17 protein-coding genes are annotated in these 19,563 nt (G+C 74.3%); 12 read left to right on the forward strand and 5 right to left on the reverse strand.

Annotated features, from left to right (window positions below; genetic code table 11):
* Positions 1-119 precede the first annotated feature (119 nt).
* From rraA to ACFVS6_RS20570, 4 genes are all read left to right on the forward strand, one after another.
* The gene (gene rraA / locus ACFVS6_RS20555; RefSeq protein ID WP_389705607.1) at positions 120-605 is read left to right on the forward strand and encodes a ribonuclease E activity regulator RraA; all 486 of its coding nucleotides are present in this window, start codon (positions 120-122) and stop codon (positions 603-605) included.
* An 86-nt stretch (positions 606-691) separates the two neighbouring features.
* Positions 692-2,350 (forward strand): peptide-N4-asparagine amidase, encoded by a 1,659-nt coding sequence (locus tag ACFVS6_RS20560; RefSeq protein WP_389705608.1) that lies wholly within the window; start codon positions 692-694, stop codon positions 2,348-2,350.
* 27 nt (positions 2,351-2,377) lie between these two features.
* Complete coding sequence (locus ACFVS6_RS20565; protein ID WP_389705610.1) at positions 2,378-4,099, forward strand: protein kinase; 1,722 nt, start codon at positions 2,378-2,380, stop codon at positions 4,097-4,099.
* Between the two features lie 83 nt (positions 4,100-4,182).
* Positions 4,183-5,112, forward strand: a complete 930-nt coding sequence (locus ACFVS6_RS20570) for a phytoene/squalene synthase family protein (protein WP_389705611.1) — start codon at positions 4,183-4,185, stop codon at positions 5,110-5,112.
* Here ACFVS6_RS20570 and ACFVS6_RS20575 read toward each other — a convergent pair.
* Both ACFVS6_RS20575 and ACFVS6_RS20580 read right to left on the reverse strand, forming a co-directional pair.
* Entirely contained in the window at positions 5,096-5,806 is a 711-nt protein-coding gene (locus ACFVS6_RS20575) for a transglycosylase SLT domain-containing protein (RefSeq protein WP_389705613.1), read from the reverse strand. The two genes, ACFVS6_RS20570 and ACFVS6_RS20575, sit on opposite strands and share 17 nt — an antisense overlap.
* A 356-nt stretch (positions 5,807-6,162) precedes the next feature.
* Positions 6,163-7,158, reverse strand: a complete 996-nt coding sequence (locus ACFVS6_RS20580; RefSeq protein WP_389705615.1) for a dihydrodipicolinate synthase family protein — start codon at positions 7,156-7,158, stop codon at positions 6,163-6,165.
* A 70-nt stretch (positions 7,159-7,228) separates the two neighbouring features.
* On the opposite strand from ACFVS6_RS20580, the gene ACFVS6_RS20585 reads away from it, so the two are divergent.
* From ACFVS6_RS20585 to ACFVS6_RS20595, 3 genes are all read left to right on the forward strand, one after another.
* Positions 7,229-8,212 carry a LysR substrate-binding domain-containing protein gene (locus tag ACFVS6_RS20585; RefSeq protein ID WP_389705616.1) on the forward strand — a complete coding sequence of 328 codons (984 nt, stop codon included), beginning with the start codon at positions 7,229-7,231 and terminating at the stop codon, positions 8,210-8,212.
* Between the two features lie 128 nt (positions 8,213-8,340).
* Positions 8,341-9,426: an S-(hydroxymethyl)mycothiol dehydrogenase gene (locus ACFVS6_RS20590; RefSeq protein ID WP_389705618.1), complete on the forward strand. Its 1,086-nt coding sequence runs from the start codon at positions 8,341-8,343 to the stop codon at positions 9,424-9,426.
* Positions 9,427-9,672: 246 nt separating this feature from the next.
* Positions 9,673-10,977 (forward strand): alpha/beta fold hydrolase, encoded by a 1,305-nt coding sequence (locus tag ACFVS6_RS20595; RefSeq protein WP_389705619.1) that lies wholly within the window; start codon positions 9,673-9,675, stop codon positions 10,975-10,977.
* A 64-nt stretch (positions 10,978-11,041) separates the two neighbouring features.
* Here ACFVS6_RS20595 and ACFVS6_RS20600 read toward each other — a convergent pair whose 3' ends face one another.
* A complete protein-coding gene (locus tag ACFVS6_RS20600; protein WP_389705621.1) occupies positions 11,042-11,857 on the reverse strand; it encodes an MBL fold metallo-hydrolase in 816 nt (271 codons plus the stop codon).
* An 18-nt stretch (positions 11,858-11,875) separates the two neighbouring features.
* On the opposite strand from ACFVS6_RS20600, the gene ACFVS6_RS20605 reads away from it, so the two are divergent.
* Together ACFVS6_RS20605 and ACFVS6_RS20610 are read left to right on the forward strand one after the other, a co-directional pair.
* The gene (locus tag ACFVS6_RS20605; RefSeq protein WP_389705623.1) at positions 11,876-12,640 is read left to right on the forward strand and encodes a PIG-L deacetylase family protein; all 765 of its coding nucleotides are present in this window, start codon (positions 11,876-11,878) and stop codon (positions 12,638-12,640) included.
* 71 nt (positions 12,641-12,711) lie between these two features.
* The gene (locus ACFVS6_RS20610; protein ID WP_389705625.1) at positions 12,712-13,545 is read left to right on the forward strand and encodes an enoyl-CoA hydratase/isomerase family protein; all 834 of its coding nucleotides are present in this window, start codon (positions 12,712-12,714) and stop codon (positions 13,543-13,545) included.
* 257 nt (positions 13,546-13,802) lie between these two features.
* Here ACFVS6_RS20610 and ACFVS6_RS20615 read toward each other — a convergent pair whose 3' ends face one another.
* Both ACFVS6_RS20615 and ACFVS6_RS20620 read right to left on the reverse strand, forming a co-directional pair.
* Positions 13,803-14,699, reverse strand: coding sequence for an SDR family oxidoreductase (locus ACFVS6_RS20615; RefSeq protein ID WP_389705627.1), 897 nt, complete (start codon positions 14,697-14,699; stop codon positions 13,803-13,805).
* Between the two features lie 204 nt (positions 14,700-14,903).
* Complete coding sequence (locus ACFVS6_RS20620; protein WP_389705629.1) at positions 14,904-16,037, reverse strand: hypothetical protein; 1,134 nt, start codon at positions 16,035-16,037, stop codon at positions 14,904-14,906.
* 211 nt (positions 16,038-16,248) lie between these two features.
* Here ACFVS6_RS20620 and ACFVS6_RS20625 point away from each other — a divergent pair, with 211 nt between their 5' ends.
* From ACFVS6_RS20625 to ACFVS6_RS20635, 3 genes are read left to right on the forward strand one after another with little or no spacing between them, the layout of a single operon-like run.
* On the forward strand, positions 16,249-17,232 hold the full coding sequence (locus tag ACFVS6_RS20625; protein ID WP_389705630.1) for an NADPH:quinone oxidoreductase family protein: 984 nt from the start codon (positions 16,249-16,251) through the stop codon (positions 17,230-17,232).
* Entirely contained in the window at positions 17,229-18,419 is a 1,191-nt protein-coding gene (locus ACFVS6_RS20630) for an acyl-CoA dehydrogenase family protein (protein ID WP_389705631.1), read from the forward strand. Before ACFVS6_RS20625 ends, ACFVS6_RS20630 begins: the two co-directional genes overlap by 4 nt.
* Complete coding sequence (locus ACFVS6_RS20635; protein ID WP_389705633.1) at positions 18,416-19,537, forward strand: acyl-CoA dehydrogenase family protein; 1,122 nt, start codon at positions 18,416-18,418, stop codon at positions 19,535-19,537. Before ACFVS6_RS20630 ends, ACFVS6_RS20635 begins: the two co-directional genes overlap by 4 nt.
* Positions 19,538-19,563: the final 26 nt, after the last annotated feature.

A 19,563-nucleotide genomic window follows, 5' to 3' on the forward strand; every position in this document is an offset into this window, starting at 1 on the left:
CCCTTTCCCCCCCGCGCAACCCCCCCGCCCGGGGCACCCGGGTCGCGCCCCGCGGGGCCCCCCGCCTACGCTGGGCCCGCACGGCGCGACGCAACGAACCGCGAGGAGCCCGGATCCACATGAGCGTCACCCCCGTCCCCACCGCCGACCTGTACGACGAGCACGGTGAGGCCCTCGGCATCTGCACGACCGTCTTCCGGCGCATCGGCGGCCGGGCCCTCTTCGCCGGGCCCGTGCGCACCGTCCGCTGCCACGAGGACAACGCGCTGCTGCGCGAACTCCTCCACACGCCCGGCGACGGTGCGGTCCTGGTCGTGGACGGCGGCGGCTCGCTGCGCACCGCCCTGGTCGGCGACCTCATCGCCGGCGCCGCGGAGCGCTCCGGCTGGGCCGGGCTGATCGTCAACGGCGCCGTCCGCGACAGCGTCGCCCTGGGCCGCCTCGACCTCGGCGTGCAGGCACTCGGCACCTGCCCCCGCAAGAGCGGCAAGACCGGCGCGGGCGTCGTGGACGAACCCGTCACCATCGGCGGGGTGACCTTCCGCGCCGGCGACGTCGTGCACGTCGACGACGACGGGGTCGTGGTGCTGCCCGCCGGTCACTGACCGCCGCCGGGCAGGGGCGAGATCCCGCCACGTCCGGGCCGGCGGCCCTGGCGGCCCGCGCCCCCGACGCGTTTCACTGCGGGGCCATGAGACGACTCCGGATCATCGGCCTGTTCGCCGCGCTCACCCTCGCCGCGGGCACCCCGGTCGCGACCGCGGGACCCGCGGCGGCCGCCGCCCCAGCCCGGGCCGCGGTGGGATCCACCGCGGCGCCCGCCCCCGCACCGCCCGCCGAGTTCGGGACGGACTGGCACGACCCCCTCACCGCCGCCCCGCCCGTCGAACGGCCGGCCACCCGCTCCTGCAGCGTGACCCTCGCCGAGGCCCGCTTCAGCGACTTCACCCCCTACCGCGGGAACTACACCCCGCCCGAGGACTGTGGCCGCGGCCGCTGGGCGAAGGTCGTGCTGCGCCTCGACGGCAGCGTCAAGGGACGCCAGTACGACCGCCTGGGCAACCTCACCCTCGGCGGCGTCGAGATCCTGCGCACCTCCACCCCGCAGCCCTCGCCCGACGGCATCACCTGGAACGTGGAGAAGGACGTCACCCGCTACCGCGACACCCTCAGCCGTCCCCAGCCCGTCGAAATGCTGATCGGCAACGTCGTCGACGACACCTACACCGGCGTCATCGACGTCAAGGTCACCTTGACCTTCCACGCCGCGGAAGGAGCCACCGCCCCCGCCGACACCCCCGACCTGGTCCTCCCGCTCACCACCCCCGCCGTCACCACCCCGCGCAACACCGAACGGGTCATCGCCGAGGTGTACGCCACCGGATCCGGCGGAGGCTGCGAGGAGTACTGGTACCTGACCGTCCCGGACGCCGCGCCCTATTCCTGCAAGGCGACCGACGGCCCCTACCGCGAAGTCCGGGTGTCGGTCGACGGCCGGCTCGCCGGCCTCGCCGCGCCCTTCCCCACCGTCTGGACCGGCGGCTGGTCCAACCCGTTCCTCTGGTACGTCACCCCCGGCCCGCGCGCCTTCGACGTCCAACCGATCCGCTACGACCTCACCCCCTACGCCGCTCTCCTCAACGACGGCCGCCCCCACCGCGTCGAGGTCTCCGTCACCGGCGTACCGGCCGGACAGAGCGGCTGGAGCACCCCCGCCAACCTGCTGCTCTGGCAGGACCACGGCCGCCGGGTCGTCACCGGCGCCCTGACCCGCCACGACGAGGACACCCCGACCAATTCCTCCCGCTGGACCCCCGCACCCACCGGCGGCGAACACCGCCTCGACACCGCCGGCGGCCACCGGCTCAGCGTCGCCGGCTACCTGGACACCTCCCACGGCCGGGTCACGACCACCGTCACCCGGACCGTCGGCAACACCTCCGCGCACCGCTGGACCGACGGCGAGGCGCGGGACGCGCTGACCGCCTCGTGGAACGACGAGGAGAGCGTGACCCGAGGCCCCACGACCACCCGCACCGTCCGCACGTACACGATGGACGGCGCGACCACCCTCGGAGCGGGCGACCGGCTGCGCACCGTCCTCGCCCTCGGCGACCGCGCCGACACCGTCACCCTCCGCGGCGGCCGCGAGGTCGACCGGTCCTCGCTCGACGACCGGTACACGGGCGACGCGACGTACACGACGAACGTTCCGCGCGACCAGCGGCACGCGGTGGGCACCACCACCGCCCGATACCGCCTGTACGGGGCCGGAAGCGGTGACGGCTGTTACGACCGGACGGTGGGAACCGCCCAGGGCACGCTCACGGTGGACCGCCGCCACTGCTGACGGCGGCGCCCCCTACGATGACGCCCCATGGAGACGAGTGAGGCCGGCAGACGGCTCGTGGACGGCCGATTCGAGCTGATCGGCCCGCTGGGCGCGGGCGGCATGGGAACGGTGTGGCGCGCCCGCGACATCGCCCTGCACCGCGAGGTCGCACTGAAGGAGGTGCGCCCGCCGGACCCGGCCATGGCCGCCGCCCAGCCCGACCTCGCCGTCCAGCTGCGCGAACGGGCCGTCCGCGAGGCCCGCGCGCTCGCCCGCCTCGCCCACCCCAACGTCGTCACCATCCACCACATCGTCGAACCGGCGGAGGGCTCCGACGGCCACCCGTGGATCGTCATGGAAATGGTCAAGGGCGGTTCCCTGCACGACCGCCTCGCCGACGGCCCGATGCCCGTCGCCGACGTGCTGCGGCTCGGGCTCGACGTCCTCTCCGCACTGCGGGCCGCCCACGCCGAAGGGGTGCTCCACCGGGACGTGAAACCGGCCAACGTGCTGCTGCGGCCCGACGGCTCGGCCGTCCTGACCGACTTCGGCATCGCCGCCCTGCACGGCTCGACCGCCCTCACCTCGACCGGAGTCCTGATCGGCTCGCCGGAGTACATCGCACCCGAGCGGGTGCGCGGCGAGGAGGGGCTGGCCGCCTCCGACCTCTGGTCGCTCGGCATGCTGCTGTACGTCGCCGCGGAGGGGGTCCACCCGCTGCGCCGCGCCACCAGCCTGGCCACCGTCGTCGCGATCCTGGACGAGCCGATCCCCGCTCCCGCCCGCTCCGGTGCGCTGGCCCCCGTACTGGAGCGGCTGCTCGTACGGGATCCGGCCGTGCGGCCCGACGGCGCCGCCCTCGAAGCGCTGCTCCGCGGCGCGCAGGGCGCCGCCGGTGGGCCCGGACCCGCTGCGCCGGCCGCCTTCGGCCAGTACGGTCCGCCCGCCACCACCACCCGCCCCGTCCCGCTGCCCGGTCCGTCCCCGGCGGGCGGCCCCAACCCCTACGCGACGCCGGCACCCTTCCCGCAGCCGGCGTTCGTACCCGGGAGCGGGACCACTTCGGTGTCGGGAACCTCCGGCGCCGCCCGACCCGCCCGGTCCCGGCTCGTGCCGGCCGTGCTCCTGACGGCGGTCCTGGCCGGTGCGGGATTCGGCGCGGTCCAACTGCTCCCCGACGGCGGGGAGGACGGCAACGAGGCGAAGGGGAACAAGCCCACCGCCTCCAATCCGGCCACGCCCGGTCCCTCGGCGGTCGGGGCCACGGGAACCCCGAAGGCGGCGACCTCCAAGGCGCCGACGGCAGGCACCGGCAAGAAGGCCGGCGGGAGCCTGCTGACCCCGGACGGGGTCCGCACGGCCCTGGCCGCGCTGAAGGAGAAGACCGGCACCACCACCTTCGTCGACATGAAGGTCTACGAGGAGTACGTGATCGCCGCCGTCCCCACCGCCCCCGGCGCCAGGACCGTCGACTCCTGGCAGTACCGGGACGGCGTGGCCAGGCGCACCGGCCCCAACGGAACGGTGAAGGAGGGCGCGCCCCTCATCGACATGGGAGCCGTCAACTGGGACGCCCTGCCGGGCCTGCTGGAGCAGGCGCAGCGAGAACTGAAGGTCGAGAAGCCGACCTCGCGATACGTCATCATCGACCCCTGGATGATGGACCAGGAGCCCTGCATGCGCCCCTACCTCAGCGACGAGTACGGCCAGGGCGGCTACGTCCTGGCCGGGATCGACGGCAAGGTCAGGAAGGTGGTGCCCTCCTGACAGCGCGCACCCGCACCCGCACCCGTACGCTCACGGCTTGGCGCGTACGGTCCGACAGACACGGTTCGAGGAGCACGGACACCATGCCCGGTTGGCGCACCACCCTCACGGGGGCGGGGATCTCCGACCCCCGGCTGAGGGCCGACTACACCCACGCGGCCCGCCGGGTCCTGCGCCGCGAGCCCGCCCCGTACCTGACGCTGCGCCTGCTGGCCGCGCCGCCGCTGGTCCCCGCCCTCGCGGCCGGTCTGGCCTTCATGAACCGGGTCGACGACGTAGCGGAGAACGGCAGCCCGGCCGCACGCGCCTCGGGCCTCGCCGCGCTGACCGAACGCACCGAAGCCGCCCTGGCCACCGGGGAGAGCGCCGACCCCCTGCTACGGGCCTACGCCCACGCCGTGCGCGACCGGGGGCTGCCGGTCGACCTGGTCACCCGCTTCCTGGAGGGCGCCGCCACCGCCGAGGCGGTCTTCGACGGCTTCGCGACCGAGCGGGACTTCCAGGACTACCTCGACGCCTACGCCTGGCCCGGGGTGATGGTCTTCACCGGCCTCCAGTACCGGGGCGGACCGGACGAGGAACAGGCCCTGGGCTGGCGCGGGTTCGTGGACGCCGCACAGCGGGTCGACTTCCTCGCGGACCTCGCCGGGGACCTCGCCGACGGGCGGTTGTGCATCCCCCGGGACCGGCTCGCCGAACACGCCGTGACCCGCGCCGACCTGGAGGCGGCCCGAGACACCCCGGCCGTCCGCGGCCTCCTCGCCGCGGAATGCCTGCGCGCCCGTACCGCCCTCCGCGGCGCCGAGGGGATCGTCGACCTGGCCGAACCGGGACTGCGGCCCGTGGTCACGACCATGACGGAGTTGATGGGCCACCAGCTGACGGCCGTGGAGCGGGCCGGTACGCGCGCCCTGCGCAAGGACGTCGGCTACGGACTGGTGGCCCCGCTGCGCACCCTGGGGCGCGCGCTGCTGCGGCGCCGTGCCGCAGGGCCCGTCAGTACGCGCCGTTGACGTTGTCGATCGAGCCGTAGCGGGCCGCCGCGTAGTTGCAGGCGGCGGTGATGTTGGCGACCGGGTCGTAGGAGTCCTGCGGGGTGCCCGGCACGTGGTAGGCGCGGAAGGTCGGGTCGATGACCTGGAGGAGCCCCTTGGAGGGAATGCCGGCCGCGGCGTTGGAGTCCCAGTTGTTGATCGCCCGCGGATTGCCCGATGACTCCCGCATCACATTGCGGTGAATTCCGTTGTAACTGCCGGGAATTCCGTGCTTGGCCATGACGGCCAACGACTCCCGTATCCAGCCGTCGAGGTTGTCCGGGTACGACTCGGCGGCGGCCTTCGTGGTGGTGGTCCGCGAGACCGCCGGGGTGGCGCCCTTCGACGCGATGCCCAGTTGCAGGGTGAGCCCGGGACGGATGGCCGAGGGGTTGCCGCCGACCGCCGCCCGGTTCGCCGCGTACAGCTGCTCCCAGCCGCCGCTGAGGGAATGCTTCGCCGCGATCTTGGAAAGGGTGTCGCCGGCGACGACGGAATAGGTGGAGGGCGCGGCCACGGAATGTACGGCGGGCGCCGCCACGGTCTCCGCCGCACCGGCCGTGGTGGCGCTGATCAGCGGGAGGGCGAGAGCGGCCGTGCCCGTGCCGGCGAATGCCAGGCGGCGGGTGAACGGGTTCTGCTTCGGCCTGCGGTGCTTTCCCTTTGCGGGCATGGCGCTATTCCTCACGTGGGGGTACGGGAGAGCCCCGGCGGCGGCCGTATTCGGCGTCGGCCGCTGGGAGTGAGGGTGACCGTAGGCGAGGGCGCGGGGCCGCAACAAGATGCGAATTGCCGAGGTAGATCGACTCCTCGGTTTCCGTCGGTAAATGACCATGAAAGGGGATCCGGTCAATGGCGGATTTCCTTTCGGGGAAAAGGGAATCCGCCATTCCGTGGAAATGATGTTGACCCGGCCCGCGTGACCGACATCACGGTTTCAAGAGCCCGAATCCATTTCGGGCAATTACCCGCCCGATGCTCCCTATTCGGGCTACCGGGCCGTTGGTTGCGAATCGCCCATACCGGGTCCTAAGGGTGCGTGGGTGCGCCCGCGACCTCCGGTCCGGACGCCGGGAGTTCCGCGAGGGCCCTCAGCGCCGCATCGACCGCCGCGTCCGACGCCGACAGCAGGGGGAGTCGTACGTCCGGCGACGGGATCCGACCCTGGGCGTGCAGCACCCCCTTGAGCACCGTCGGGTTAGGCTCCGCGAAGACCGCCGAGGAGAGCCGGGCCAGCGCATGGCCCAGGGCCCGGGCGCGCGCGACGTCACCGGTCTCCCAGGCCGCGGCCAACTCCACGAACCGCCCCGTCGCCAGGTGCGCCGAGGCCAGGATGCCGCCCGCCGCGCCGAGGGCGAGCATCGGCGACAGGTACGCGTCGTCCCCCGCCAGCGCGGCGAAGCCGGCCGGCAGCGCGCCCATCAGCTCGACCGTGTCCTGGTCGATCCCGCCGGACGCGTACTTCACCCCGACCACCCCCGGCAGGGACCCCAGCGCCGCCAGCGCCGCCGCGTCCAACCACTGCCCCGTGCGGTACGGGACGTGATAGACGACCAGCGGTACCGGGCTCACCTCGACCAGTCGCCCGAAGTGCGCCAGCACCCCCGCCGCCGAGGGCCGCACGAACGGTGGCACCGTCACCAGCGCCGCCCCCACCTCCGGCCACCGCGCCAGCCGGAGCAGCGCGGCCTCCGCCGCCCGGGTGGCGCTCGCCCCGGCTCCCACGGTCAGCAGCGCGCCGCGCTCCCGACAGACGCGGGCGCAGACCCCGGTGATCAGGTCCCGCTCGGCCTCGTCGAGGGAAGCGCTCTCGGCGGTGGTGCCGAGGGCGACGATCCCGGCCGCCCCGGCGTCGAGCACCTCGTGGGCGAGGGCCTCCAAGGCCTCGACGGCGACGTCCCCGGCCGGGGTGAAGGGAGTGACGAGCGGGACGTGGATCCCGCCGAGCGCGGGGCCCCGCGCGACGTCGTGCGCGGCGGCCCGGGCGTCGTCACGGGCGATGTCCTGGAAGGTGTCCTGGTGCATGGACCGAGCCTCGCCCGCCCCGACCGTCGAATCCAGTTCGCATTTCTTACCGGAACCGTAAGCTGAGCCGATGCTCGACGTACGCCGCCTGCGCCTGCTGCGCGAACTCGCCCGCCGCGGCACCATCGCCGCCGTGGCCGAGGCCCTGTCCTTCAGCCCATCGGCGGTATCCCAGCAACTCGGCGTCCTGGAACGCGAGGCGGGGCTGCCGCTGCTGGAGCGCACCGGGCGCCGGGTCCGCCTCACCCCGGCCGCGCAGAACCTGGTCCGTCACGCCGAGGTCGTCCTCGAACGGCTGGAGCAGGCCGACGCGGAACTCGCCGAGGCCCGCACCGGCCTGGCCGGAGCCCTGCGCATCGGGGCCTTCCCCACCGCGACCCGGGCCATCGTCCCGGCGGCCCTCGCCGACCTGGCCCGGCGCCACCCGGGACTGGAACCGATGCTCAGCGAGACCGACCCGGCCGCGGTCGCGCACGCGCTGCGGGCCGGTGAGCTGGACGTGGCCCTGGTCCACTCCTACGACTTCGTCCCCGACCCGGAGGAACCGGGCCTGACCACCCGGCCCTTGTACCGGGAAGCCATGTACCTGGCGGCCCCCGCCACCGGACCGGACCCGGGGGCCGGGGGAACGCCGGCCCCCGGCTCCGTCCCCGTCAGCGCCCCCGGTCCCGGTGCCGCGCCCGGCCAGGACGAGGTCCTGCGGGCCCACCGTGACGCCCCCTGGATCACCGCCACGCCCGGGACCCTCTGCCACGCCATGACGGTCCGGGCCTGCCAGGCCGCCGGTTTCAGCCCGCGCGTCCGGCACCGGGTCGACGAGTTCGCCACCGTCCTCGCCCTCGTCTCGGCAGGGCTCGGAGTCGCCGTGGTGCCGCAGCTCGGGACCCCGGGACCGGACGTGCCGGGCGTCGCCCTCACCCGCCTGCGCATGGAACGACGTACCCGGATCGCCCACCGCAGCGGGGCCGGCGCGCACCCCGCCGTGGCCGCCTTCACCGCTTCGCTGCGGTCCGCCCTGCCGCCGGATCTGGCCGGTCGGAGCGCCGGAACGTGACACGGCTCCCGCACCGCCCGCGGCCCGTGTACGTTCGTTGATCCAGAGGTGCCGGAGATCCGAGGTCCAGAGACCCTGAGACCAACGAATCCCGGCACCGGGACCGAACTACCAGAGCGGGGTACGACGTGACGCATCGTGTACGAGGGGTCATCGCGCGCGGCAAGGGCGCACCGGTGGAGGTGACCACGATCCTCGTGCCCGACCCGGGGCCCGGGGAGGCCCTGGTCAAGATCCAGGCCTGCGGGGTCTGTCACACCGATCTGCACTACCGGGAGGGCGGGATCAACGACGAGTTCCCGTTCCTCCTCGGCCACGAGGCGGCCGGCGTCGTCGAGTCCGTCGGCGCGGACGTCACCTCCGTGGCCCCCGGCGACTTCGTGGTCCTCAACTGGCGCGCCGTGTGCGGGAACTGTCGGGCGTGCCGCCGCGGTCGCCCCTGGTACTGCTTCGCCACGCACAACGCCACCCAGCCCATGACGCTGGAGGACGGCACCCCGCTGTCCCCGGCGCTGGGCATCGGAGCCTTCGCCGAGAAGACCCTCGTGGCCGCCGGGCAGTGCACGAAGGTGGACCCGGCCGCCTCGCCCGCCGCCGCCGGCCTCCTGGGCTGCGGGGTGATGGCCGGTCTCGGCGCCGCCCTGAACACGGGCAACGTCGGTCGCGGGGACTCGGTCGCCGTCATCGGTTGCGGGGGAGTGGGCAACGCGGCGGTCGCCGGTGCCCGGCTCGCGGGCGCCTCCCGGATCATCGCCGTCGACCTCGACGACCGGAAGCTGGAATGGGCGCGCGGCCTCGGAGCCACCCACACCGTCAACGGCGGTACGGAGGACGTCGTCAAGGCGATCCAGGAGCTGACGGGCGGCAACGGCGCGGACGTCGTCATCGAGGCCGTCGGCCGCCCCGAGACGTACCGTCAGGCCTTCTACGCCCGCGACCTCGCCGGGACCGTCGTCCTCGTGGGTGTCCCGACGCCCGAGATGAAGCTCGAACTCCCCCTGCTGGACGTCTTCGGGCGCGGCGGCGCCCTCAAGTCGTCCTGGTACGGGGACTGCCTGCCCGAGCGTGACTTCCCCCTCCTGGTCGACCTGTACCTCCAGGGCCGGCTCGACCTCGACGCCTTCGTCTCCGAGACCATCCCGCTCGACGGCGTCGAAGAGGCCTTCGGCCGGATGGAACGCGGCGAGGTCCTCCGCTCGGTCGTCCAGTTCTGACGACGTGACGGTCCGGCCGCTCCGAACGGTCTGACGGCGTGACCGCGTGATGGTGCGACGGCCGGGCGGCGCGACGCCCGCCCTGCCGTCGCACCGGCCCGCGCGGCCCCCGCCACCGGGCCGTGCCGCGGGGCCACGACCTACACTCGGCCCGTCCGCCGAAATCCCCGCACCGCACCGCACCCCGCCGCGATCCGGCCGGGGCGCGGGCGCGCGGGATCCGTACCCAGACCCCAGGGGCCGTCCGTGACCGTCGCCCGCAGCTACCGCCAGCCCGGTGTCGTCCTCACCGACCACCACTTCACCGTCCCCCTCGACCACGCCCGCCCCGACGGCGAGCGGATCGAGTTGTACGGCCGCGAGGTCGTGGCCCGCGGGCAGGACCCCGAGCGACTGCCCTGGCTGCTGTACCTGGAGGGCGGTCCGGGCTTCGGGGCGCGGCGGTTCGTCGGCCGGCAGGCGTGGTTGGAGCGTGCGCTCACCACCTACCGGGTCCTGCTCCTCGACCAGCGCGGAACGGGCCGCTCCACACCCCTGACCCGGCAGACGCTGCCCCTGCGGGGGAACCCCGCCCAGCAGGCCGAGTACCTGACGCACTTCCGGTCCGACTCGATCGTCCGGGACGCGGAGGCCGTCCGCCCCGGCCTGACGGGAGGCGCGCCCTGGACCGTCCTCGGTCAGAGCTTCGGCGGGTTCTGCGCCACCCACTACCTCTCGACGGCCCCCGAGGGCCTCACCGCCGCCGTGGTCACCGGCGGGCTGCCCTCCCTCGACGCGACCGCGGACGAGGTGTACGAGGCCGCGTACCCGCGCGTCGAGCGCAAGAACCTCGCCCACTACGCCCGCTACCCCATGGACGTGGAGCGGGCCCGCCGCATCGCCGCCCACCTGGCCGAGCGGCCCGCCCTGCTCCCCGGCGGCTACCGGCTGACCGTCGAGGCCTTCCAGTCCCTCGGCATGCTCCTGGGCTCCGGCGACGGCAGCCACCACCTCCACTACCTCCTGGAGGACGCCTTCGTCCCGACCGTCGGCGGGCCCGCCCTCTCCGACGCCTTCCTCGAGAACGCCCACGCGCAGCTCTCCTTCGCCGGGCACCCCCTCTACGCGCTCCTCCACGAGTCGATCTACGCCCAGGACCCGGCCGTGCCCACCGGCTGGGCCGCCGAACGGGTCCGTGCGGGCCTGGCACGGTTCGACGCGGCCAAGACCCTCGCGGGCGACGAACCGCTCCTGTTCACCGGGGAGACCATCCACCCCTGGCACTTCACCTCGGACCCGGCCCTCGCCCCGCTGCGCGAGACCGCCGAACTGCTGGCCGCCCGCACCGGCTGGCAGCCGCTGTACGACGCCGACCGCCTCGCCGCGAACGAGGTGCCGGTCGCGGCGGCCGTCTACCACGACGACATGTACGTCGACACCGACCACTCCCTGCGCACGGCCCGCGCCATCAGGGGCCTGAGGACCTGGGTGACGGACGAGTTCGAGCACGACGGCGTCCGCGCGGGAGGTCCCCGCGTCCTGGACCGGCTGCTCACCCTGCTCGACGACTGATCGGTCGACGCCCGCGCGACTCGCGACCGCCCGGACGGGGCCCGCGCGGGCAGTGGCCTCCGGATCAGGCCGATCCGCGCGGATCCTGCCCGTCCGGTTCCATGAAGGGGCGGGTCAGGTGGGCGGTGGTGAGCACCGCGCCGCGCTCCACCGCCCGGACCAGCAGGGCCTCGCGGACGGAGCGGGCCGTGGCCCGGTCCCGTTCGTGCGAGTAGGGGACCGACGGGTCGGCGAGCTGTACCGCGTGGACCAGTACGTCACCGGTGACCAGGACGTCCCGTACCCCGCCGCCCTGCTCGACCCACAGCGACTGGTGACCGGGGGTGTGCCCGGGTGTCGGCAGCAGGGTCAGGCCGGGCGCCAGGCGGTGCTCGCCGTCGACCTCGTGGAGTCGGCCGGCGGCCCGCAACGGCGTGACGGCCCAGTCCCGCACGGGGTCGGCCGGATCCAGGGATTCCACCTCCAGCCGCTGCACGACGTACCGAGCCCCGGGGAAGAACGGCTCGCCGTCCGGCCCGGACGTCCACCCCGCGTGGTCCTCGTGCAGGTGGGTCAGGACCACCGTCTCCACGTCGCCCGGGGCGATGCCCGCCTCGGCCAGGGCCGCGGGGAGCCGACCGGGCACCGGGGCCCAGCCCGCTGCGGGGCCGTTCGCGGGGCCCACCCCGGCGTCCACCAGGACCCACCGACCGCCCGGCCGGGCGACGGCGAAGCACCGGAAGTCCAGCCGCCACGCACCGCCCGGCCCGACGGAACCGGGATCCAGCGCTGCGGCCCGCGCCCAGGCCGCGTCCTCCGCGCCGGGAAACGCGGTGCGGGCGGACTCGAAGAACATTCCGGTGGCGTCGCGCAGGGCCACCACCTGCCCGTGGGCATCCATTCGCCTATTCTGCGGGGCATGAGCGAACGAGCCGATCAGCAGGCCCCCTTGAAGCCCATGCCCACCGACTGGAGGCGCGCACTCGCGGTGGTCGCGCACCCGGACGACCTGGAGTACGGCTGCGCGGCGGCCATCGCGGACTGGACGGACGGCGGCCGCGAGGTCGTCTACGTGTTGGCCACGCGGGGCGAGGCCGGCATCGACACCATCGCCCCGGCCGAATGCGCCCCGCTGCGCGAGGCCGAGCAACGGGCGAGCGCGGCCGTCGTCGGCGTGTCCACGGTCGAGTTCCTCGACCACCACGACGGGGTCGTCGAATACGGCCTGGACCTGCGCAGGGACATCGCGGCTGCCATCCGGCGCCACCGCCCCGAGCTGGTGATCACCCTCAACCACCGGGACACCTGGGGCGGAGCGGACGGCGGCGGCTTCTGGAACACGCCCGACCACCGGGCGGTCGGCCGGGCCACCCTGGACGCCGCCGCCGACGCCGGCAACCGGTGGATCTTCCCGGAGCTGATCTCCGAGCAGGGCCTGGAGCCGTGGAAGGGGGTCCGCTGGGTCGCCGTGTCCGGATCCGTCACGCCGACGCACGCCTCCGACGCCGGCCCCGGTCTGGAGCGCGCCATCAAGTCCCTGCTGGAGCACAAGGCCTACATCGAGGTGCTGACGGACCAGGATCCCGAGGAGTACGTCCGCTCGTTCCTGACGGGCAACGTCCAGCAGGCCTCGGCCCGCTTCGACGGCCGGCCGGCGGTGCCGTTCGAGGTCTTCCCCCGCTGATCCGCGCACCCTAGTCTGACGAAGCGTCAGATTTTGGGGCGGTGCTTGGACGGGGACGGGGGCGGGACACGGTGATCGACACCATCGGCACGGAGATCGGCGAGGACGCGCAGCGCATCCGGCTGGACGTCGAGGACTCGGTCGCGGTCCTCACCCTGTGCCGCCCGGACAAGCTCAACGGCTGGAGCTGGGAGTCCACCCGCCAGTTGGGCCTCCTCGCGGACCGGATCCGGTTCGATCCCTCGGTGCGGGCCGTCCTGCTCCGGGCCGAGGGGCGGGCCTTCTGCGCGGGCATCGACGTGACCGCCCCCGGCGGAGCCATCACGGGCGGGTCCGCCGCGGAACGGACCCGCAACTACTACGAGGGCATCCGCTGGGTCCACGAACGTTTCGCGGTCCTCGCCCGGCTCCCGCAGCCGGTCGTCGCCGCCGTCCAGGGCTACTGCCTCGGCTTCGGCTTCGAGCTGGCGCTCATGGCCGACGTCCGGGTGGCCTCCGAGGACGCCGTCTTCGCCCTCCCCGAGGCCCGGCTGGGAGTGGCCGTGGACGCCGGAGGGGACCTGCGCATCGCCCGCGAGGCGGGCGCGGGCTGGGCCAAGTACCTGGCCCTGACCGGCCGTCGGATCGACGCGGCCACCGCGGAGCGGCTCAACCTGGTCCAACTGGTCGTGCCCGAGGCCGAACTGGAGGCGACCTCGCGCACGCTGGCCGCCGAGATCGCGGCCAACGCGCCGCTCGCGGTCCAGGGCATCAAACGGGCCGTCGACTCCTTCGCGGACGCCGCCCTGCCCGCCGCCCTGGACCGGGTCGCCATGACGGCGGCCCTCACCCTCACCTCCGACGACTGCCGGGAGGGCTACGGAGCGGGCGCCGCACACCGTCCCCCGGAGTTCAAGGGAGCGTGAGGACCGGCCTGGGGGAGCACCTCCCACCCGGGCCCCGGCCGTCCGATCCGTACGCGATCCGGGTCATCCCCCGATTGCGGCCCGCCGTGGCCAGGGGCAACCAGGACAGCAGGCTCCCGTACCCGCCGGGTCGAGCGTCCGCCACCGGTGGAAGGCCATGTCCGCGAGGGGCACGGACCCGTCCTGCCGGCGGCCACCGGCACCGCTTCCGAGGGGGAGGCGTGTGCGTGCGTACGCGAGGCGCCCGGCCCGGCCGGTCAGCGGGCGAAGGGCGGACGCCCCAACTGGTCGCGCAGCGGGACGACCTCGGGGCTGACCAGGCTCCGGCGCTGCCAGTTGGCGCCGTCGACGACGAGGGTGTGACCGGTGACGAAACGGGCGTAGGGGGAGGCCAGGAAGGTGGCGGCCCAGCCCAGTTCCCGGGGGGCGCCCACGCGCAGGGCCGGCTGCCGGGCGTCCTTGGCACCGGGGGCGGCCCGCTCCAGGCCCCCGCGGATGTCCTCGGTCATGTCCTCGTGGGGGAACAGCCCGGGGACGAGCCCGTTGACCTGGATGCCGTACGGCCCCCACTCGACGGCGAGGGTCTCCACGAGGTTCTTCACGCCTGCCTTCGCCGCGGCGCTGTGGGCGAAACCGGGACCGCCCGTCCAGGCGTACGAGGCGCCGATGTTGACGATCGACCCGGGGGTGCCCGCCGCCAGGTGGCGGCGGCCGAACTCGCGGGTCATGAACCAGGTGCCCGTCAGCGTGGTGTCGACGACGGCCCGCCACGCGTTGGGGGACAGGTCCTCCGCCGGGCAGGGGAAGTTGGCGGCGGCGTTGTTGACCAGTACGTCGGGGAGGCCGAGCGCCGCCTCGGAGGCGTCGAAGACGTCCGCGACCCGTTCGGGGTCGCGGATGTCGCAGACGGCGGCCGTCACCCGGCCCGCCCCGGGAACGGCGGCAAGTTCCCCGCAGGCCACCGCCAACTGTTCGGTGCGACGGCCCGCGATGACCAGGTCGGCGCCGAGCCGGGCGAACTCGGCGGCGATGGCCTTGCCCAGCCCCGACCCGCCGCCCGTCACGAGGACGACCTGCCCCGCGTACGTACCGGGGGGCAGCGCGGCGGATCCGGGCGGGGGAGGCGCGGGCAGGCCGCGCGGCTGGGTGTCCATGCGCCCATCGATAGCGTGCGAAGGCTCGGATCACCATGCCCGTGACGGGTCGGGCCGGATCCGGAACCTGCCGGGTCCCGGCCGTCCCGCCGGGTCAGGGCCAACTCCCCCCGAACGCGAAGGCAGTGGAGCGCCCTGACCGTCACGGCCCGGACGCGGTCGTCATCCGCCGCCCGGTGTCGAGGGGGTCCGGGGACCGGACCCTCATGGCTGGGGAACGGTCGCCTGCCGCGACGCGCACGTCCACACGAACAACCCGCTCGCGGTCGGCGACCATTCGGCCCCGGCGACCCGGTCGTCGCCCGACACCGCGGTCGCCTCGCCGTGCGCCCCGGCCGTCGGTGTGGGGAGGGCCTTCACCGGTCCGTTCCCGGTCCACAAGGCGGCCCGGGTGGGCTTCGGGTAGGAGTGGTCCTCCCAGGAATAGGCCGTGCCCACCATCACCCGGCCGGTCGGACTGATCCCGCTCGTCAGCAGTTCGGTCTGACCGGGCAGGTCGGGGGCCGCCGTGGGGGCCGACGCGTACGGGGCCTGCCACAGGTGGGCGACGTCGCGCCGGACGTCGCGCCATCCCTCCGATTCGTGGCCCACCACCGTGCCCGCGCTGTCGATGCCCGTCGGTTCGGTAATGCGGAAGTAGTCGCCCTCGCTCGCGGGCGTCAGTCCTTGCGCGGGCCCCCCGCCGGCCTGCCACACCACGGGGTAGGAGCGGTGGACGAATCCCTCCTGCGTCTCGTGGTGCAGGAGCGCGGAGCCCAGGATGTCCCCCCGCTTGTTGATGCCGTTGACCTCGGTGATCCTGGTCCGGGAATCGGTGCCCGGCGGGAGTTCCAGGGTGCGGACGGGCCGCCCGTTCACCCACTCCTTGGCGACCGCGCCGTCGAGGCCCGCCACGTGGCCCGTGTCGCTGACGAACGCCTTGCCCTCGTGAGGGGACGGGGTCGGGGCGCTCAGGACGCGTACGGCCGCCGCACCCTTCTGGTAGGTGAAGAGCACCCGGTTGTCGCTGTTCGACTGCTTCAGGGTTCCGGCCATCAGCCCCTTGGCGTTCACGGACCGGACCTCGCCCGTGGTGTACCCGGCGGGCAGCGGTACCGCGTGGACGCGGGTGCCCTGCCAGTACGCCGGCCGCTGCTCGGAGGCGCCGACCGCCAGGTTGCCGGCGCCCAGCGCGTTCACCCGGTCGCCGAAGGGGCCGCTCGCGGTCGCGTCGGGCAGGGCCTCCAGGCGCAGGACGTCGGGCTTGCAGAGCGGCGGCGCCGCGGCGGCCGGACCGGCCGCCGTGATCAGCCCCGCCAGAGCTACCGCGGCCCCCGCCGCTGCCGTGATGCGCTTCATCGGATCCCCCCGGGTCGGGTGACGTACCCCGCCATGTCATGACGCGTACGGGTCACATGCTGCTCGTTGAGACGTCGGGTGGTGGCCGGAAGGATGCCCGCCGTTGCGGGGCCGTCCGGATTTCGCCGTGGACGAGCCGGTTCCCAAGAGTGCAAGCGACCGCTTAGTATGCCGCCGAGCATGGTTCCTCGACGGCGGCTGGAGGCCCCGGATGCAGGCATGGCGCGTACACACCCACGGAGAGCCCCGCGAGGCCATGCGCCTCGAAGAGGTTCCCGAACCCGTGCCCGGGGAGGGCGAGGTGAGGCTCAAGGTGCTCGCCGCCAACATCAACTTCCCCGACGCGCTACTGGTCCGCGGGCAGTACCAGATCCGGCCCCCACTGCCCTTCACCCCCGGCGTGGAGATCTGCGGCGAGACCGAGGACGGCCGCCGCGTCATCGCCAACCCGAGCCTGCCCCACGGGGGCTTCGCCGAGTACGTCACCGCTCCCGCACGGGGCCTGCTCCCGGCCCCCGAGACCCTCGACGACGCCGAGGCGGCGGCCCTGCACGTCGGCTACCAGACAGGCTGGTTCGGCCTCCACCGCCGCGCCCGCCTCCGGAGCGGCGAGACGCTCCTCGTGCACGCCGCGGCCGGCGGCGTCGGCAGCGCCGCCGTCCAACTCGGCAAGGCCGCCGGGGCCACCGTCATCGGGGTCGTCGGCGGCAAGGCGAAGGCTCACATCGCCGAGGAACTCGGCTGCGACCTCGTCATCGACCGCACGGACGAGGACACCGCCGGGATCGCCGCCCGGGTCAAGGAGTTCACCGGCGGACACGGCGCCGACGTCGTCTACGACCCCGTCGGCGGCGACGCCTACAACGCCTCCGCCAAGTGCGTGGCCTTCGAGGGCCGCATCGTGATCGTCGGCTTCGCCGGCGGCACGGTCCCCACCCCCGCCCTCAACCACGCCCTCGTCAAGAACTACGCCGTCCTCGGCCTGCACTGGGGCCTGTACGCGACCAAGGACCCCGCGGCCGTCCTCGCCTGCCACGGCGAACTCACCCGCCTCGCCGCCGAAGGCGCCATCAAACCCCTGATCAGCGAACGCGTCCCGCTCGCCGACGCCGCCGACGCCGTACAGCGCCTCGCCGACGGAACCACGACCGGCCGGCTGGTCGTCGTACCGGCCCTCCACGGAGGCACCCGATGACCGTCACCGCAGCCGACCTCGCCGCCCGCACCCGGGACCTGCTCGCCGACCACCCGCCGGGCACCACCACGCCGACCGACTTCCTGCGGGCCCGCTTCGACGCGGGCCTCGCCTGGGTGCACTACCCCGAGGGCCTCGGCGGCCTCGGCGCGCCCCGCGCCCTCCAAGCCGCCGTGGACGCCGCGTTGGAAGCCGCCGGAGCCCCCGACAACGAACCGCGACGCATCGGCATCGGCCTCGGCATGGCCGCGCCCACGATCCTCGCCTACGGCACCGACGAGCAGAAGGCCCGCTTCCTGCGCCCCCTGTGGACCGGCGAGGAGGTCTGGTGCCAGCTCTTCAGCGAACCCGGCGCCGGCTCCGACCTCGCCGCGCTCGGCACCCGAGCCGTCCTCGACGAGGAACGCGGCGAGTGGGTCGTCGACGGGCAGAAGGTGTGGACCTCAAGCGCCCACACCGCCCGCTGGGCCATCCTCATCGCCCGCACCGACCCCGCCCTGCCCAAGCACCGCGGCATCACCTACTTCCTGTGCGACATGCACGCCCCCGGCGTCGAGGTCCGGCCGCTGCGCCAGATCACGGGCGAGGCCGAGTTCAACGAGGTCTTCCTCACCGGCGTCCGCATCCCCGACGCCCACCGCCTCGGCGCCGTCGGCGACGGCTGGGCGGTCGCCCGCACCACCCTGATGAACGAACGCGTCTCCATCGGCGGCATGCGCATCCCCCGCGAAGGCGGCATGATCGCCCCCGTCGCCGCGGCCTGGCGCGAACGCCCCGCCCTGCGCACCCACGCCCTGCACCAACGGCTCCTCGAACTGTGGGTCGAGGCCGAGGTCGCCCGCCTCACCGGCGAACGACTGCGCCAGCAGCTCTCCGCAGGACAACCCGGCCCCGAGGGCAGCGGCATGAAGCTCACCTTCGCCCGCCTCAACCAGGAGATCAGCGGCCTGGAGGTGGAACTCCTCGGCGAGGAGGGCCTGCTGTACGAGGACTGGACGATGTGCCGCCCCGAAACCGTCGACTTCACCGGCCGCGACGCCGGATACCGCTACCTCCGCGCCAAGGGCAACAGCATCGAGGGCGGCACCAGCGAAATCCTCCTCAACATCGTCGCCGAACGCGTCCTCGGCCTGCCCGCCGAGCCGCGCGACGACAAGGACCTCGCCTGGAAGGACCTCTCCCGATGACGGCCGAGCGCGCCCCCTTCGACCTGCTGTACTCCGAGACCGAGGAGGAACTCCGCTCCGCGGTGCGGGACCTGCTCGCCGACCGGTGCGACGCGGCGACCGTCCTCGCCCGCGCCGAGACCGGCCGGCCCCACGACCCGCAGCTGTGGCGCACCCTCGCCACCGGGATCGGGGCCGCCGGACTCCTCGTCCCCGAGAAGCTCGGCGGCCAGGGCGCGAGCCACCGGGAGGCCGCCGTCGTCCTGGAGGAACTCGGGCGCCGCGTCGCCCCCCTCCCGTACCTCACGAGTTCCGTCCTCGCCACGGAGATCCTGCTCGGCTGCGACACCTCGACCCCCGAGGTCGCCGCGCTGCTCGGGGAACTCGCCTCCGGACGGCAGGTCTGCGTACCGGCCCTGCCGCTGACCCTCGCCCCGGGAGCACCGTTGCCGGAGCCCGCCCGGGACACCGGGGGAGGGGTGCTGACGGGCAGGGTCACCTCCGTCGCTGACGCCGTGGCCGCCGATGTCCTGCTGGTCATCGCCGACACCGGGCTCCACGCCGTCCCCGCGGCCTCCGTCGACCTCACGGCGCCCGTCCCGCTGGACCTGACCCGTCCCCTCGCCGGCGTGACCCTCGACGGCTCGCCGGGCACCCTCCTCGCGGACCCCGCCACCGCCCGCGCGGCCGTCGCCGGCGCCCTGCTCGGCGGAGCCGGGCTGCTCGCCTCCGAACAGCTCGGAATCGCCGAGTGGTGCCTGACCGAGACCGTCGGATACGTGCGCGGCCGGCACCAGTTCAACCGGCCCGTCGGCTCCTTCCAGGCCCTCAAGCACCGCCTCGCCCGCCTGTGGCTCGACGTGGCCTCCGCCCGCGCGGCGGCCAGGGCCGCCGCCGACGCCCTCGCCACCGGAGCCCCGGACGCGCCCCTCATGGTCGCCGTGGCCCAGGCACACTGCTCGGGCGTCGCCGTCCGGGCGGCCGAGGAGTGCGTCCAACTCCACGGCGGCATCGGCATGACCTGGGAGCACCCGGCCCACCTCTACCTCAAGCGGGCCAAGGCCGATTCGCTGACGTTGGGTACGGCCGGTCATCACCGGGGTCTCGTCGCGGACTTCGCGGAGCTCCCGGCTCCGTAGGCCGGGCCGCGGGCGCGTCTCCCCCG

The organism is Streptomyces sp. NPDC057939 (genome assembly GCF_042887545.1).
Taxonomy (GTDB): Bacteria; Actinomycetota; Actinomycetes; order Streptomycetales; family Streptomycetaceae; genus Streptomyces.